At 64.4% G+C, this 15,385-nt stretch carries 16 protein-coding genes; 7 read left to right on the forward strand and 9 right to left on the reverse strand.

Going from position 1 to position 15,385, the window contains the following annotated elements; all coding sequences use genetic code 11:
- Positions 1-116: 116 nt before the first annotated feature.
- Positions 117-434 (forward strand): cupin domain-containing protein, encoded by a 318-nt coding sequence (locus tag OPC11_RS18500; protein ID WP_264782907.1) that lies wholly within the window; start codon positions 117-119, stop codon positions 432-434.
- A gap of 227 nt (positions 435-661) precedes the next feature.
- Positions 662-1,327 (forward strand): bacterio-opsin activator domain-containing protein, encoded by a 666-nt coding sequence (locus OPC11_RS18505; RefSeq protein WP_007981635.1) that lies wholly within the window; start codon positions 662-664, stop codon positions 1,325-1,327.
- Between the two features lie 4 nt (positions 1,328-1,331).
- Here OPC11_RS18505 and OPC11_RS18510 read toward each other — a convergent pair whose 3' ends face one another.
- From OPC11_RS18510 to OPC11_RS18535, 6 genes are all read right to left on the reverse strand, one after another.
- Positions 1,332-1,682: a MarR family transcriptional regulator gene (locus tag OPC11_RS18510; RefSeq protein ID WP_007981633.1), complete on the reverse strand. Its 351-nt coding sequence runs from the start codon at positions 1,680-1,682 to the stop codon at positions 1,332-1,334.
- A gap of 25 nt (positions 1,683-1,707) precedes the next feature.
- Complete coding sequence (locus OPC11_RS18515; RefSeq protein ID WP_264782908.1) at positions 1,708-2,409, reverse strand: NRDE family protein; 702 nt, start codon at positions 2,407-2,409, stop codon at positions 1,708-1,710.
- A gap of 133 nt (positions 2,410-2,542) precedes the next feature.
- Complete coding sequence (gene menE / locus OPC11_RS18520; protein ID WP_264782909.1) at positions 2,543-4,006, reverse strand: o-succinylbenzoate--CoA ligase; 1,464 nt, start codon at positions 4,004-4,006, stop codon at positions 2,543-2,545.
- Entirely contained in the window at positions 4,003-5,025 is a 1,023-nt protein-coding gene (locus tag OPC11_RS18525) for an o-succinylbenzoate synthase (RefSeq protein ID WP_264782910.1), read from the reverse strand. Before OPC11_RS18525 ends, menE begins: the two co-directional genes overlap by 4 nt.
- Positions 5,022-5,963 carry a 1,4-dihydroxy-2-naphthoate polyprenyltransferase gene (locus OPC11_RS18530; protein ID WP_007981627.1) on the reverse strand — a complete coding sequence of 314 codons (942 nt, stop codon included), beginning with the start codon at positions 5,961-5,963 and terminating at the stop codon, positions 5,022-5,024. Before OPC11_RS18530 ends, OPC11_RS18525 begins: the two co-directional genes overlap by 4 nt.
- A 375-nt stretch (positions 5,964-6,338) precedes the next feature.
- The gene (locus OPC11_RS18535) at positions 6,339-6,722 is read right to left on the reverse strand and encodes a hypothetical protein (protein WP_264782911.1); all 384 of its coding nucleotides are present in this window, start codon (positions 6,720-6,722) and stop codon (positions 6,339-6,341) included.
- Positions 6,723-6,850: 128 nt separating this feature from the next.
- On the opposite strand from OPC11_RS18535, the gene OPC11_RS18540 reads away from it, so the two are divergent.
- The gene (locus OPC11_RS18540) at positions 6,851-7,609 is read left to right on the forward strand and encodes a hypothetical protein (RefSeq protein ID WP_007981620.1); all 759 of its coding nucleotides are present in this window, start codon (positions 6,851-6,853) and stop codon (positions 7,607-7,609) included.
- A gap of 435 nt (positions 7,610-8,044) precedes the next feature.
- Here the strand turns inward: OPC11_RS18540 and OPC11_RS18545 are convergent, their stop codons facing one another.
- Positions 8,045-8,440 carry a hypothetical protein gene (locus OPC11_RS18545; RefSeq protein ID WP_264782912.1) on the reverse strand — a complete coding sequence of 132 codons (396 nt, stop codon included), beginning with the start codon at positions 8,438-8,440 and terminating at the stop codon, positions 8,045-8,047.
- Positions 8,441-8,793: 353 nt separating this feature from the next.
- Positions 8,794-9,690, reverse strand: a complete 897-nt coding sequence (locus tag OPC11_RS18550; protein WP_264782913.1) for a 1,4-dihydroxy-2-naphthoyl-CoA synthase — start codon at positions 9,688-9,690, stop codon at positions 8,794-8,796.
- 156 nt (positions 9,691-9,846) lie between these two features.
- Here OPC11_RS18550 and OPC11_RS18555 point away from each other — a divergent pair, with 156 nt between their 5' ends.
- The gene (locus tag OPC11_RS18555; protein ID WP_264782914.1) at positions 9,847-11,004 is read left to right on the forward strand and encodes a pyridoxal phosphate-dependent aminotransferase; all 1,158 of its coding nucleotides are present in this window, start codon (positions 9,847-9,849) and stop codon (positions 11,002-11,004) included.
- An 18-nt stretch (positions 11,005-11,022) separates the two neighbouring features.
- Here the strand turns inward: OPC11_RS18555 and OPC11_RS18560 are convergent, their stop codons facing one another.
- Entirely contained in the window at positions 11,023-12,099 is a 1,077-nt protein-coding gene (locus tag OPC11_RS18560; RefSeq protein ID WP_018128976.1) for a tubulin/FtsZ family protein, read from the reverse strand.
- A gap of 133 nt (positions 12,100-12,232) precedes the next feature.
- Here OPC11_RS18560 and OPC11_RS18565 point away from each other — a divergent pair, with 133 nt between their 5' ends.
- Genes OPC11_RS18565 through OPC11_RS18575 form a run of 3 tightly spaced genes read left to right on the forward strand, consistent with a single transcriptional unit; the run spans position 12,233 to position 15,383 of the window.
- The gene (locus OPC11_RS18565) at positions 12,233-12,754 is read left to right on the forward strand and encodes an ABC transporter C-terminal domain-containing protein (protein WP_264782915.1); all 522 of its coding nucleotides are present in this window, start codon (positions 12,233-12,235) and stop codon (positions 12,752-12,754) included.
- Complete coding sequence (locus OPC11_RS18570) at positions 12,751-13,293, forward strand: hypothetical protein (protein ID WP_264782916.1); 543 nt, start codon at positions 12,751-12,753, stop codon at positions 13,291-13,293. The genes OPC11_RS18565 and OPC11_RS18570 overlap by 4 nt, the downstream gene beginning before the upstream one ends.
- A gap of 26 nt (positions 13,294-13,319) precedes the next feature.
- Positions 13,320-15,383, forward strand: a complete 2,064-nt coding sequence (locus tag OPC11_RS18575) for an ATPase, T2SS/T4P/T4SS family (RefSeq protein ID WP_264782917.1) — start codon at positions 13,320-13,322, stop codon at positions 15,381-15,383.
- The last annotated feature ends 2 nt before the right edge of the window (positions 15,384-15,385 follow it).

A 15,385-nucleotide genomic window follows, 5' to 3' on the forward strand; every position in this document is an offset into this window, starting at 1 on the left:
TACGAGACAATCAGCTATGCCGCGATGGGACTACACTATTCGACGGAATAATAACGCGGATGATAAACTAGGAATGATATTATAGTATAAATGCCCTATTATCGGTTGCGATTCCGATGATAGTCAAAGCAGAAGACGCGGATTCGAACGAGTTTCAAGGCGTACAGTTCGACGTGCTCGCGGTCGGCGACGAGTCGATGGTGACGAAGATGCACCTGAAAGAAGGCAACGACGTTCCGCCGCACAGCCACGAAAGCGAACAGAGCGGATACGTGATTTCGGGCACGTATCGGCTCCACATCGGAGACGACGACGATCTGATAGAGGGCGGAGACAGTTATTCGATACCGGGTGGCGTCGAACACAGCTACGAGATAATCGATTCCGGCGAGATTATCGACGTGTTCTCGCCACCGCGAGAGAATTACCTGTAAGCAATTCAGAGACGGCCGTCGGCATCGAAGCGACCGACGGGCACGTTTCACGGTCCCGACTCGTGTCCGACCGCGCCGATACTCCGTCCAAACCGGGCGAGAAGCGAGTGATTTGGGTTGGTCGGCCGTCGGAACAACGTCCTTTTTCGCCCACGGAGTCGTCTGAAATCGATTTCCCGGGATGGTGGTGCCAACGGATATTTCTTCCCGGCAGTTCGATTGCCGTTATGGTTGGTACCGTCGTCGAAGTCGAGATTCCCGCCGACGAGTTCGCGCTCTGGGAGACGTTGACCGAACACGAGGACCTGGAATTCGAAATCGAGCGCGTGGTCGCCCACGAAGACGACCGGGTGATGCCGTTCGTTTGGGCGAACGGAGGGGGCGAGGGAACGGAATCGATACTCGAAGACGACACGAGCGTCGAGAACCTGACGTTGCTCGCCGACTTGGAGGACGAACAGCTGTACCAGATGGAGTGGACCGACCACATCCAGACGCTCGTTCACATCCTCGTTGACGAGGAGGCGACCGTCCTCTCCGCGTCCGGCAACAGCACCCATTGGCACCTCCGCATCCTGTTCCCCGACCGTGACGCGCTGTCGGACACCTACGAGTACTGCCGCGAGAACGACCTCTCGCTCGACATACGGAACATCTATCAGTTAGAAGAGGGCCGCAAGGGACGGTTCGGACTCACCGACGATCAGCAGGACACGCTGACCTTGGCGTTCCAGAAGGGATACTACGACATCCCCCGCGAGGCATCGGCCGAAAACCTCGCGGACGACCTCGACGTATCGCACCAAGCCGTCTCCGAGCGACTGCGCCGGGGGCATCGAAGCCTCGTGAAAAATACGCTGATAATCGGCCGGGACACCGACGAATCGGAATAAGAGTCTATTCTTCGTACGCGAGGTTCATTATCCACTGCGAGAAGGCGTCGCTCTCGGGGTCTATCTCTTCCTCCCCGATGAACGGCGAGAGCATGTCGCCCGCCATCAACAGCGAGAAGTCGAGGTCCTTCGCGGCGGGCGTGATGAAGTAGGTGTTGTGTCCCTCGTAGACCGTTTCCTGTCGCTGGACGAACCCTTTCCGCTCCAGCGATTCGACGATTCGGCTTCCCTTCCGCGACGAGACGTCGAGCCGTTTCCAGAAATCGCTCTGATGGATGCCGCCCGTCTCGCGGACGAGTTCGAGTCCGTTGTACTCGTCCTCGGTGAGGTCCTCCTCGGACGTTGCCGTGCTCATGTTCACTACAGGGACGGGCGGGCGTTTAAATGTGACCTTCCGCGTTATCGTACGATGTTTCACAGGGCGGGCCGTCGGCGAACTCGTAGGTCCCGGACCCGTCCTCGAACAGGGTCACGATGGACGACGAGCGGGTGCCGTACCCGTCGCCGTGGACGCACGCTTCGACCTCGTGATTTCGGAGGACCGACTTCGCCCGCTCCCGCCAGTCGGCGAGCGACGGCGGGTCGTCCGGGTTCGTCGCCGCGAGCGAGAGAATCCGCTCCGATTTCGGTGCCGCGTCGTCGAATCCCCGGTTCACGACGACGTGGACGCCGGGGTCGAGTCGCGTCATTTCGAGCGTTCCGTCCCATTCGAACAGGGTCGCTTCCGTCGAATCCGCGAGCAGGAGATTGAACCCGGCGTAGGTCCGTTCGTCGAGTTCGTTCACGACGAACTCACGGGCGGACGCGGCCGACTCGTGGGAGAGCGCGTCCCGGACGAGGAGGCCGCGGGAGCGTTCGCCCTCCAGTTCGACCCACCGGTTCGTCACGCCGACGAACAGGCCGTGGTCGTTGTAGCCGATCCACGTTCCGCCCGCCTCCTCGTCCTGCGGGGCGACGACCGTCGGGTTTCGGTCCAGCACGCCGGGCGGCCGCGACGGCCGCCCCAGCGCTTCGTCCCGATTCGCGGCGGCGACGACGGGTGCATCCTCGAACACCCGCCACGCCACGATGAGTGTACACACGCCAACGGATAGGCGTGGATTCGATAAAAGGGTTGGTCGTCACGGGGTCGTCGTCACCGTCTCGTGCTCGGTGGAATCGTCCGGGGGAATCTCCGAAATCGCGCCCACCGAACCGCACCTACCGAACTCACAACTAACGGAAGCGCTCCCGAACCGACTCGCGGTCCACCGTCCCGGAGGTGGTCCGCGGCAGTTCTGCGGCGGTGTCGAGCAGACGGGGATGCTTGTATCCCGCGAGGCGGTCGTCGCAGAACTCCCGAACCGAGTCGAGCGTGACGGGCGCGTCGTCGTCGGGCACGACGAGCGCGGCGATTCGCTCGCCCCATTCGTCGTCCTCGACGCCCACGACCGCGACCTCGGCCACGCCCGGATGGTCGCGGAGCACGTCGACGACCTCGCCGGGGTGGACGTTCTCGCCGCCGGTGACGATGCGGTCGGAGCGGCGGTTCAACACCCACAGTCGGCCGCCTTCGTCGCGGTATCCCACGTCGCCCGTCCGCAATCCGTGCTCGCAAAACGCCTCCTCGGTCGCCTCGGGATTCCCGTAGTACCCCGCCATCACTGTCGGCCCGGAGACGACGAGTTCGCCCGGTTCCCCGGGCGGCGCGAGGGACCCGTCGTCCGCGACGACGGACACGTCGGTGAACACCAGCGGCCGTCCGACGGTGCCGACGTGTGACGCCGCTTCGTCGGGGGTGGCGGTGGCGATTTGGGAGGCCGTTTCCGTCATGCCGTAGGTGGGACACACCGGAACGCCGCGGTCCGCACACCCCTCGATGAGGTCGTCGCGGGCGGGCGCGCCGCCGAGGAGGACGAACCGAAGCGAATCGGGGAGGTCGCCCGAATCGAGGAGTCGCCGGAGCATGGTCGGGACGAGCGAGATGCCGGTCGGTTCGTACTCGCGGAGGTGAGAGAGGGTTTCCTCCGCGTCGAACCGCTTCTGCAGGACGACCGTCGTTCCGTACAGCGTCGAACGGAGGAGCGGTGCGAGTCCGCCCATGTGGTACGTCGAGAGGCACAGGTGCCAGCGGTCGGCGGGGAGGACGCCGAGGCGGAACGCCGAGGCGGTCGCGCTGGCGTACAGGTTGCCCATCGTGAGCGTGACGGCCTTCGGGTTGCCGGTCGTCCCCGACGTGAACAGGAGCACTTGCGGGTCCTCGCGCGACCAGTCGGCGGGCGTGAACGCCGCCGGGTCGCGGTCGGCGAGCGTCGTGTCCGACGGGTCTACCGAGACGACGGGGACGTCCCCCGCCGCGTCGCGGGCGACCGATTCCGTCTCGGCTTCGCAGGCGAGCGCCGAGAGGTCCGTTACGGCCACCTGCCGCCGGAGTTCCGGCGTGGCGAGACGGACGTTCAGCGGGACGAGCACGCACCCGAGTCGCATCGCGGCGTGAACGAGGACGACGCCATCCATTCGCGTCTCCATCAGCATCCCCAGGTGGTCGCCCTCTCGAATCCCCAGCGCCGCGAGTTTCCCGGCGATTTCCTCGACCACGGTATCGAGTCGCTCGTAGGTCCATTCGGTCCCGTCCGACGCCTCGACGATGGCGGTCGCCTCGGGCGACACGTCGGCACGGTGTGTCAGCCAGTCGTTCATGGCGCACCCCACGTGTCCGCCACGCCGTTGCCCGGTTCCTGCGGGACGCCGACCGCACCGTCCACGAGTCGCGTCCGGTCGGGACCCAAATCGCGGACCAACAGCGTTCCGGTCGCCAACCCGCAGGCGGGGCGGTCGGGAATCGCCGCCGCCGCGTGAACCGCCGCGGTTCGGGCCACAACGCCGTCGATGGTCGTCGTGACGACCGGTGTGACGCCCGCATCTCGGGCGCGTTCGGCGACCTTGACGGCCCTGTCCGGGCCGCCGAGCACCATCGGCTTGCAGACGAGCACGTCGGCGGCGTCCGCCTCCAGAATCGCATCGACCGACGAATCGACGAGGGACTCGTCTACCGCGACGCCGACCGACCGACCGCGAAGCTCGGCCAATCCCTCGATGTCCGTCAACGAAAGGGGTTGTTCGACGTACGCGACCCCGAGGGTGTCGAGTTTGTGGAACGCTTCGCGCGCCTGTGTGCGCGACCAGCCGCCGTTCGCGTCTGCGCGGAGTTCCACCTCGGACCCGACCGAATCCCGTACCGCTCGGAGCCGAGCCACGTCGTCCGTCACCGACCGCGCGCCGATTTTCACCTTCACGCACTCGAAACCCGCATCGACCGCCTCGTTCACCGCCGCCACCGTCTCGTCGAGGGGGGCGTCGCCGACGGTCGCGTTCGTCGGAACGGCTTCGACCCGCTCCGTCCCGCCGAGGTAGCGATACAGCGGCTCTTCCGCCCGCTTCGAGCGGAGGTCCGCCAGCGCGAGCGAGAGGCCGTGTCTGGCCGCCGGCGTCGCTTCGAGGCTGGAGAGCTCCGTTTCGGGGTCATCGACGTGTGCGATGGCCGCCCGACAGGCGGGGAGCGATTCCGTCCACCCCGGAAGGGGCGTCGCTTCGCCGATGCCCACCTCGTCGCCGTCCTCGATGCGGACGAGGATGCCCTTCCGGTGCTCGATGGCCCCGTGAGCCGTGTCGAGCGGCGACGTCAACGGAAGCGAAAACTCGTGTGTCTCGACGTTCATGCCACCATTCCGAGGGCGAAGCAGACCGAGTAGGCGGCCAGCAGCTTTCCGGTCTGTTCGAGGGCGGGGTTGAGGGCTTCCCCGGACGTTTTCGTGAGGACCGTCCGTGCGACCATCGCGGCGTAGGGAATCGTCAGGAGCGGCAGGAGGACGCCGACCCCGAACGCCTCGGTCGTGGCGAAGTAGACGGGAACGAGGTAGGCGAGTGCGAGCATGCCGACGTACTCGCCGCGACTCGCTCGATAGCCGATGAGCACCGCGAGCGTCCGCTTTCCGGCCTTCCGGTCGTTCTTCAAGTCGCGGATGTTGTTCACGACGAGGATGTTCGTCGAAATCGCCGCGACGGGGAGACTTGCGAGAAACGCGTGCATCGTGACGGTTCCCCCGGGGATTCCGATGGAAAACGGGGCGGCGAGAATCTGTGCGGCCTGTACGTAGAACGTCCCCATCACAGCGATGACGCCGAAGAAGACGAAGACGAACAGGTCGCCCAATCCGTTGGAACCGAGCGGGAACGGCCCGCCCGCGTAGGCGATACCGCTGACGACGCTGGCGAGACCGATGACGAGAATCGGGAGGCCGCCGACGTAGACCAGGTAGACGCCGACGACGATGGCGAGCAGGAAGGTGCCGTACATCGCCTGCTTGACTTTGCTCGGGGAGATGAGCCCCGACTGAGTGACGCGGGTAAAACCCGTTCGTTCGTCGGTATCGACGCCCTTCACGGCGTCGTAGTAGTCGTTTGCGAAGTTCGTGCCGACTTGGATGAGCGCCGCGCCGACGAGCGCCGCGAGCGCAGGGAGGGGCGCAAACAGCCCCTCGTGGAGCGCGAAGCCGACGCCGACGATGACGGGCGCGGCGGCGGCCGGGAGCGTGTGTGGGCGGGCCGCCATCAGCCACGCTTTCCGTCGGGAGATTTCGGTGGCCGTATCGTTCATTATCGAGATAGTTCCCGCGAGAGGTGTATAGCATCTACGGTTTCAGGAAACTCCGCCGGCGTTTTCGCTTACTGTCTCGGAGTCGAACTCGATACCGCGACGGTCGTTTAAGTGGTTCTCGTGACAAGATGAAGCTATGGACGGTAAAGCGGTCGTTCTCTGGTACTCGTCGTTCGACAGCGGTAGCTCGGTTTTCGGTAGCGACCGCTCGGTTCGACGCTACATCTTCACGTGATTCGTCGGCGGCGCTCCGCGGGACGTCATTTAAGTGCTTCTCGTCACAAGGTGGAGCTATGGACGGTACGAGGTCGTTTCTTGCGGTGAACTCTGGTCTTCCGTGAGCGGTGGGTATCCAAACACCATCTCGCACGTCCGTCAGTCGGCGGACGGAACGTAGCTATCCTGCTCGGACGCTTGCCCGTCGGTCGTTTCGGCCATCTCGACGCCGATGGCTGCCGCCGCGAACGCGACGCCGAGGACGAGGAACCAGAGCGCGATGGTCAGTTTCTCCGATATCGGGAGGTCCATGTGGACGCCGAACTGTGACCCGCCCATAGCTACGACGACGAGCAGAGCACTCCACCGGTTACCCCCCGTCCGCCAGATGTCTTCCTGCCGGAGTATCAGCCACCCACCGAGCGCGTAGATGCCCCAGATGACCGCCGCCAACTGTACGTCCCAATACCCATCCGCGTACAGGACCGAAACGGGGAGAAACCCGAGAATGACTCCGGCGAGCGCGGCCGTTCGATTCTTCATAGTTGTGCTACAATCACGCGTGGAAAGTATCTTTGCACCGGGAAGTGGTGCCGACATTTCACCGGATAGTGTCAACGGTCTCTCCCGAGGCACACCTTTGAACTATATCGACCGAGTAGTGGGACGCGATGCGTCAAACTGACGGCGGTTCGCACGTCGTTCACTGGCAGTCCGACGACGGGCGGAGTGTGAGCGACGACACGCCACTGCAACTGAGCAGACGCCCGGGGGACGGGACGGTCCGACGGGCCGACCTTCAGCGCGACCAATCGGTTCGTCGCTGGGGTCCCGTCACGCCGAGCGCGACGGTCATCGGGCGGGCGGACTCGCCGGAATCGGATTTGAGCGAAAACGTCCGTCGGCTACACGAGGAGCGCCACTCCGCGATGGCGGGCCACAGCAGTCGGATGCACCAGCTCGACAAACTCCGGGTCAGCCACGCGCTCTGTAACGACCTGTCGTTGACGCCGTGGCAGCGAGACTGCGTTATCGGCATCATGAGCGAGTTGGATTTGACCGTCTTCGGGAGCCAGCGGGCCATCCCGAAGGTCGCGCTGGTCGTCATTCGTCACGTGGTAGACCGGGAGCGCGAACACTACCTCGGGTTGCACGACGACCGGTGGATTCGCCAGCAGCCCCCAGAACGACTGACGGAGCTCTACGAGTCGTTCCAGTCGCTCACCGACGAGGAGCAGTTCACCGAACTCACGACGAAACACGGACTGGACATCACGAGTTTGAATCGGCTTCGGCGGGTCCTCAAACACCAAATCGAGGAGCAGGACTTGGAGTTCGCCGTCCACGGGCGAAACCCGCACCGCGACCCGAACCTCCCGAGTTTGACGGACCGGTGGGGAGACGACGAACGTCGAGAGAAGAGGGCGTAACGTGGATACGTTGCCGACTGTCGTCACTGTCGCTCTGGAATGAGAGTGTACGGTAGAACCAGCCTCGTTCCGTTCATAGCTTCACCTTATCACGTGAACTACTTAAAGGAAACAGCGGAGTGCGGGGGCTCCGGCCGGAGTTGCAGGAGGCGGAGTTACAGGAGACGAAGGGAGCAGTCGCTCCCGAGCGGTGAGTGCCGTAGAATCCTCGTCGAACCGTCCATATCTCTACCTTGTGACGAGAATCACTTAAAGAGAGCAGGGCTTCCCACGGTTTTCGAAAAACCTCAGTGTACGTGAGAAGCCATCGGCTACGAAGCAGACAGGAACCCGAAGAATCCGACCGTCTTACCGTCCATAGCTTCACCTTATCACGAGAACCACTTAAAGCGAACCCGACCGATCCCGGTGAACCCGCGAACGGACTCTAACGGTCTACCGGCGTCGAATATCGACGTACAGCAGGGCGGTCGTCAGCAGGAATCCGAGGGCGAGAATCGGGAAGACGGGATCGAACGAGGTGCCGCAGTTCGATGCGGTCGCATCCGCACAGTAGCCCGTCGGCCGCATGCCGAACAGCATCACGAGAGCCCCGACCACGACGCCGAGCGCCGCGCCGCGACGCGTCCAATCGTCCATGAGGACGCTCCGCGCGAGTTGCACGAGGAAAATCCCGCCCAGAAAGGAGACCGTTACCGGAATCGAAAGCGGTGGCTTCGCGAACGCGAATTCGGTCCAGAACCACATCGCAACGACGACGAGGAACACTGAAATACCCGTTGCCGCCATACCCGGTAGCAGGGTGTTGTTTCCATCGACTGTCTCAGTCATGTTCTTTTTCGTGTTGCCCCGAAATAATATAATGCCTATATAGGGTGAAACGGTCGATTGACCGTCCGCAGAACGACTTTTCCGCCGCTTCGAAGTTCCCCTCCACGAACACCAGGCGGTCGGTCACTCACCGCGAGCGAGGAGCGTAGCGACGACCGAGCGCGCCGACGACCGAGCGGAGTTCTCGTGAGCGAAGCGAACGAGAGTACGGAAGACGCAAAGCGTCTTCCGGAGCAACGCGAAGCGAGGAAGGAGTGCTTTTGGTCCAGCTTTTACAGGGAACCAATAAGAGCGATGGCGAACGCCATCGCTCTTGTTTGTGACCGTCGTAAAAGGTGGGTGGTAAAAGGTGCTTAGTAATGCCACGGATAGTCCGAGAAGTCCGGGTCGCGCTTTTCCACGAACGCGTCCCGTCCCTCCTGTGCTTCGTCGGTCATGTACGCGAGGCGGGTTGCTTCCCCGGCGAACACCTGCTGGCCGACGAGGCCGTCGTCTTCGAGGTTGAAGGCGTACTTCAGCATGCGAATCGCGGTCGGACTCTTGCCGTTGATTTCCTCGGCCCAATCGAGCGCCACGTCCTCCAGTTCCTCGTGCGGAACCGATTCGTTCACCATGCCCATCTCCTCGGCTTCCTCGGCGGAGTAGGTCTTGCCGACGAAAAATATCTCGCGGGCTTTCTTCTGGCCGACCTGCCGCGCGAGGTAGGCGGAGCCGAACCCGCCGTCGAAACTCGCCACGTCGGGGTCGGTCTGGAGGAACTTCGCGTGCTCCGCGGACGCGAGGGTCATGTCGCAGACGACGTGGAGGCTGTGACCGCCGCCGACGGCCCATCCCGGAACGACGCAGATGACGGGTTTCGGGATGTGACGGATGAGCCGCTGGACTTCGAGGATGTGCAGGCGGCCCGCCTCGGAGGCGTCCTCGCTATCGGCGTCCTCTCCCTGATATTCGTATCCCTCTCCTCCGCGCACGCGCTGGTCGCCGCCGGAGCAGAACGCCCAGCCGTCGTCTTTCGGCGACGGCCCGTTGCCGGTGAGGAGGACGCAGCCGACGTCCGACTGGCGTTTGGCGTGGTCCAACGCGCGGTACAGTTCGTCCACCGTACCGGGACGGAAGGCGTTTCGAACTTCCGGGCGGTCGAACGCGATGCGAACCGTTCCCTGGTCTTTGGCCCGATGGTACGTGATATCGCGGAAATCGAAGTCGGAAATCTCCTCCCAACGCTCGGCGTCGAAGAGTTCTGATACCATACTCGAAACTGGCGGCGGGGCGGTCTAATAGGTTCCCGTCCGCTCTCGGTCGTTCGTCTGTCCTCATTCGTTCGTCCGGTCGTCCGAGGTCCCGCGACCCGGCAAACCGCGGGGGGACTGCGAAGCTACTTGCCGCGCGAAAACGACGGCGGATACATGAAGACATCCGCACGGGCAGACGCCTTCGAGCGGTCGGGCATCCGCGTGATGTTCGAACTCGCCGAGGAGCGAGGCGGTGACCTCGTTCGACTGGAGGTCGGCGAACCGGACTTCGACACCCCCGAACACGTCATCGACGCGGCGGCGGACGCCGCCCGCGACGGCGCGACGCACTACACCTCCGGGGCCGGAATCCCCGAACTCCGCGAAGCGATAGCCGAGCGAATGGCAACCGAGACGAACGTTCCCGTCTCGCCCGAAGAAGTGACGGTTACGAACGGTGGGATGGAGGCGCTATCGTTGGCGCTGTCCGCCATCGCGGACCCGGACGAGGAAGTCATCATCCCGACGCCCGCGTGGCCGAACTACCGGAATCAGGTTATCCTCGCCGGTGCGGAACCGGTCGAAGTGCCGCTGGCCGAGGAAAGCGGGTTCGACCTCGACCCGGAGCGCGTTATCGAGAACTTGAACGAGAACACCGCCGCCATCATCCTGACCACGCCGTCGAATCCAACGGGACGGATTTACGACGAGGACGCCGTGAAGACGGTCGTCGAAGCCGCCGCCGACCACGACGCCTACGTCATCGCAGACGAGGTGTACGCGCGGTTGACGTACGACGACGACTATCGACGCATCACGTCGTACACCGATTACGAGGGCGTACTGACGGTCGATTCCTGCTCGAAAACGTACGCCATGACGGGGTGGCGAATGGGGTGGCTCGTCGGACCTGAACCCGTCGTCGAAGCCGCCACGACCCTCGGGGAGAGTACGACCGCCTGTCCGTCGAGCGTCGGCCAGCAGGCCGCGCTCGCGGCGATAACCGGCACACAGGAACCTGTTCGCGAGATGCACGACGCGTTCCGCGAGCGCCGCGATTACCTGACCGAGCGCGTCGCTCAGATTCCGCACATCTCCTGTCCGCGTCCCGAGGGTGCGTTCTACGCCTTCCTCGACGTGAGCGAATTGGACGGGTCGAGTTTCGACGTCGCGGAACGCCTGCTGTCCGATTACGGCGTCGTCACCGCGCCCGGCGGCGCGTTCAGCGATGCTGGCGAGGGCTATCTCAGACTGAGTTTCGCCAACAGCCTCGACCGAATCGAACTCGGGCTCGACAGAATAGAACGGTTGGTTCGAGACGAATTCGAATAATCCCTAATCTCCGAAAAGTCAGAACAGGTCGTCTATCTCGTCGTTGTGGAACATCTCGGCGGGGTCTTCCTCGCGCGTTTCCTGCTTGTTCGCTTCCTTCGCGCGCTCCATGAACTCCTGCATGCGCGGCGAACGTTCGACGCCGCCGAGGAGGACGAGCGAGGCGAGCCGTTCGCTGTCGAGCGGGAAGTCCCCGCCGCGAACCTGCAGACTGCCGGTTTCGCCTTCGAGCCATCGCCGGGCCTTCTCGACACCCTTCCGCGGAATCCTGTCGGCGTCGCCCGCGACGACCAACAGCGCGGAATCCGCATCCGTCGCCTTCGGCATGCTGAGGTTGCTCAGAACCGCTTGCCGGGTGTTGCTCGTCACGGTGTTGATGTTCTCGCCGCTGTCCTCGCTGGCACCGGCGCTGGCGTAGCCGAGCGCCGCGACGCCGCCCGAGCGAAGCGTGTTGATGACTTCGCTCGAATCCACGACGCTTTCGCCGACGCCTTCGACCGCCTCGCCGGACGCGAGAAGCAGGCCGACGCGCTGGGCTATCTGCTGGTTGATGTTCTCGAACGCCTCGCCGACGCTCTGGCCCGTCTCGTGCCACGCGTCGTTGTCGATGAGGAGGGTCGCGTCGGCCTCGCGGATGACGGTCTTCAGCGAGCGTCCCGCGTTGGCTTGGTACATCGCCCCTTCGCCTTGCCCGGGGAGGACGCCGAGCGCGTAGACGGGTATCTCGTAGATTCGCTGGAGTTCGTGGATGAGGACCGGCGCGCCGCCGCTTCCGGTTCCGCCGCCGAGTCCCGCGACGACGAAGAGGGCGTCGGCCCTCGCGGTGATGCGGCCGTCGAGGGCGTTCATCACTTCACCGGCGTCGTCTTGCATCACTTCCGCGCCGAGTTCGTTATCTCCGCCGACCCCGTGGCCCTTCACTCGGTCTTGGCCGACGAGGACGGTATCGAGGTCGAGCGATTGCAGGTCGGTTTTCGCGGAGTTGATAGCCAACGCGCCTTGAACCGCGTTGAAATCCATGTTCGCGTCGAATTCTACCAGTCTCTGAGTGAGTTTTCCTCCCGCTTGACCCACCCCAATCAGGACGACTTTCATGGGCGATGGAACTGATTCACGACATATGAATTTTCCGACGTAATACGGCGTAAATATCGAGAAACAAAGGAAAAGAAACCCCTCTTTCTCGGTCTACGAAGCCTTAAATAGGAAAACGCGCCCAACACCGACGATGCCCGACATCGAAACGCTTTCCGAACGAGTGTCAACACTCGAACAAACGCTGACGGACGGTGAAATGCCCGCACTACAGGACGATGCGGAACTCCGCCGGACGACGGCCGACCTCGCCGCGCGGATGGACGAACTCGAAACCGAACTGGACGAACTCGACGCCGCGGTCCAAGCCCTTCGCGGCTACGTCGGCAACATTCGTGCGGTCAACGACGACGTGGAACGCCGTGTAGACGCCGCTCTAGCGAAGGCGGAAGCGTGCGAGTCAGACACCTCGAAACGGAGTTTCGAAACCGGGAGGAACCGGACGGCTTCCCGGTCGAATCGGGTAACCTCCGCGAGGCAGTTCGGGATGGATTCCGAGAGCGGTTCGAAAACCGGCCGACAGTACTCGGGTAACGATTCCGAAGGTTCCGGCCGGTCGAACCCTCCATCACCGTACGAAATTCCACGCACCGACGGCGACCGCACCGAATCGGGAGACCGTTCGCTCACGGCGCGCCTCCGCGAGTTGTTGTGAGCGTTCGCACCGTTCTCGCCGTAGTGCTCGCGCTCGCCCTCTGTAGCGTCTCCGTTCCCGCCATCGACCACGCCCGTCGGGACCGGGCGACGTACCGCGCCGACGCGGAACTGGCGACCGTCTCGCGCTCGATGACCGACCTCGCCGACGAAACCGCTGTCAGGTTCGGCGACCTTCCACCGACCGGGGGCGGTCCGCGCGGCGCGCGAAGAGTGGTTTCGCTGTCGCTCCCACCTGAATCCGTGACGGTGGGACGGATCGAGTTCGTCGCCATCGGCGGCGTTCCCGGCCGTCAGAGTTCGAAAGACGACTTCGGAGACGTGCTCGCGTATCGTGTCGCGGGCGGATCGACCCGCGTCCGACACGTCCCGTTCGACGTTCGCGTCGCGACGAGAAGCGAGACGGATGGCGGGTGGACCGTCCGACCGGACGGAGAACCTCTCGTCGTCCACGCACCCGCTCGGCGGGACATCGCGCTGCTGTTGGTCGAATACCGCGGACGTCGGACCGTCCTCGTCGTCCCGGCGGCTCAACTTTAAGACGGAGAACGCGACCACGGAAGTCCATGTGGAACCCACTGTCGAGCGCTTCGTCCGACGACCGAGACTGCCGCTGTGACCCCTCGTTCGACGGCGCGACGCTGACCGTCGATGCGGACGACTGTCCCGGAAACGGCGAACTAGCTGAACGCCCCGCGTGCCGCGCAACAGTCATCGACGCGCTCACCGACCGCGACGCGGACCGAATCGTGTCGCGGGCGACCGGCGTCGAACGGACGTACGAAAGCGACGGCGCGGCGTTTCTCGTGGCGGCAGGACGGTTCGTCGAGCGTGTCGCCGCCCACGACGACACGCTCGCGGAACGAGCGCGTTCCGACCCGATTCGGGCGGGCGTGGATGCCGTCGGACGGGCGGGACCGGTTTTCGACATCGCCGCGGAAACCGGCCTCGCGGAGGGCGTCCATCGGTTCGACGACTATTCGGCCCTCTTTCGTCCGTTCGTCGGGCCGACCATCGCCCGGTCGCAAGTGTCGCTCCGTCCGCCCGCGGACGCCCGACTTGACGACCGGTATTCGCTTTCGACCGGCGCGACGGTTCGCCACTACGAGGCGGGAACCGACGCGGAGCGGTCCGGTGAATCGCGTCGTATCTATCACCTCGAACCGCTGGAGTACGACCTCGGACCCGACGCGTTCGAAACGCTCGACCGGGCCGCGACGCTCCTCGCAAACGGCGGCGTTACGGGAGGGGAGCGAGCACCGGGCCGTGCCGTCCGGGCAGTCGCGGAGGCGGGAGTAGTCGCGGATGCGGGAGAAGTCACGGATGCAGGGGCGAAGGCGGGGGTGAGTGCGGGAGCAGGGGCGAACGAGGATGCGAACGTAGACGCCCTCACCGACGTTCTCCGGAAGTACACGCACGGATACGGCGTCCTCACGGACTTGTTCGCCGACCCGGCCGTCTCCGACGTGTTCGCAACCGCCCCCGTCGGCGACAATCCGCTTCGCGTGCGAGCGGACGGCGAGGAGATGGAGACGAACGTCCACCTCACCGCGGACGGAGCGGCGTCCCTCGCGTCCCGATTTCGGCGAACGAGTGGGAGAGCGTTCTCACGTGCGAGCCCGACCCTTGACGCCGTTGCCGAAATCGACGGCACGACCGTTCGCGTCGCAGGCGTGACCGACCCCGTTAGCGACGGCATTGGCTTTGCTTTCCGCGTTCAGTCCGAAGAACGGTGGACCCTCCCTGCACTGGTCGCAAACGGAACGCTTCCATCGGACGCGGCCGCCCTCCTCTCGGTCGGGGTCGAACGCGATGGAACCGGACTCGTCGCCGGACCGCGCGGGGCGGGGAAGACGACGCTCCTCGGAGCGTTGCTCTGGGAACTCCCGCCGCGAGTCAGAACCGTCGTCCTCGAAGACACGCCGGAACTACCGGTCGAATCCTTGCAGGGAGACGGCCGCGACGTGCAGCTACTCCGGACGACGGCGAACGACGACGAACCCGGACTCCGCCCGGCCGACGCGCTTCGGACGGCCCTCCGGTTGGGGGACGGCGCGCTCGTCGTCGGAGAAGTCCGCGGCGAGGAGGCGAGCGTGCTGTACGAAGCGATGCGCGTCGGCGCGAGCGGCAACGCCGTCCTCGGGACGATACACGGCGATTGCGGCGATGCGGTGTACGAACGAGTCGTCACCGACCTCGGCGTCCCGCCTTCTTCGTTCGCGACGACCGAGTTCGTCGTCACCCTCGAATCCTACGAAATCGACGGCACGCACGGAAAGCGGGTAAAGCGTATCGAGGAGGTCGTTACGAACGGGGACCCGGAAACGGACGGCGCCGACCCGGTGCGGTTCGAACCGCTGTACGAACTCGACGGCGGGGACCTCGTTCCGACCGGTCGGATCGAGCGGGGAAACAGCGTCCTCGTCGCCTCGCTCGCCGAATCGACGGAGACGTACGCGGACGTTCGGGCGGCGCTCGCCGCCCGAACTCGGGGTATCGAGCGTCGCGTCGAACGGGTCGCGCCCTCGTTCGAGGTCTCGACGAACCGAATCGGAGATAATCGAATCGGAACCGACGGAATTGGGAGTGCCCAAACCGGGAGTGGCCAAATCGGGGGCGACTCGGCGTGATC

Source organism: Haladaptatus sp. T7 (genome assembly GCF_026008575.1).
GTDB lineage: Archaea > Halobacteriota > Halobacteria > Halobacteriales > Haladaptataceae > Haladaptatus > Haladaptatus paucihalophilus.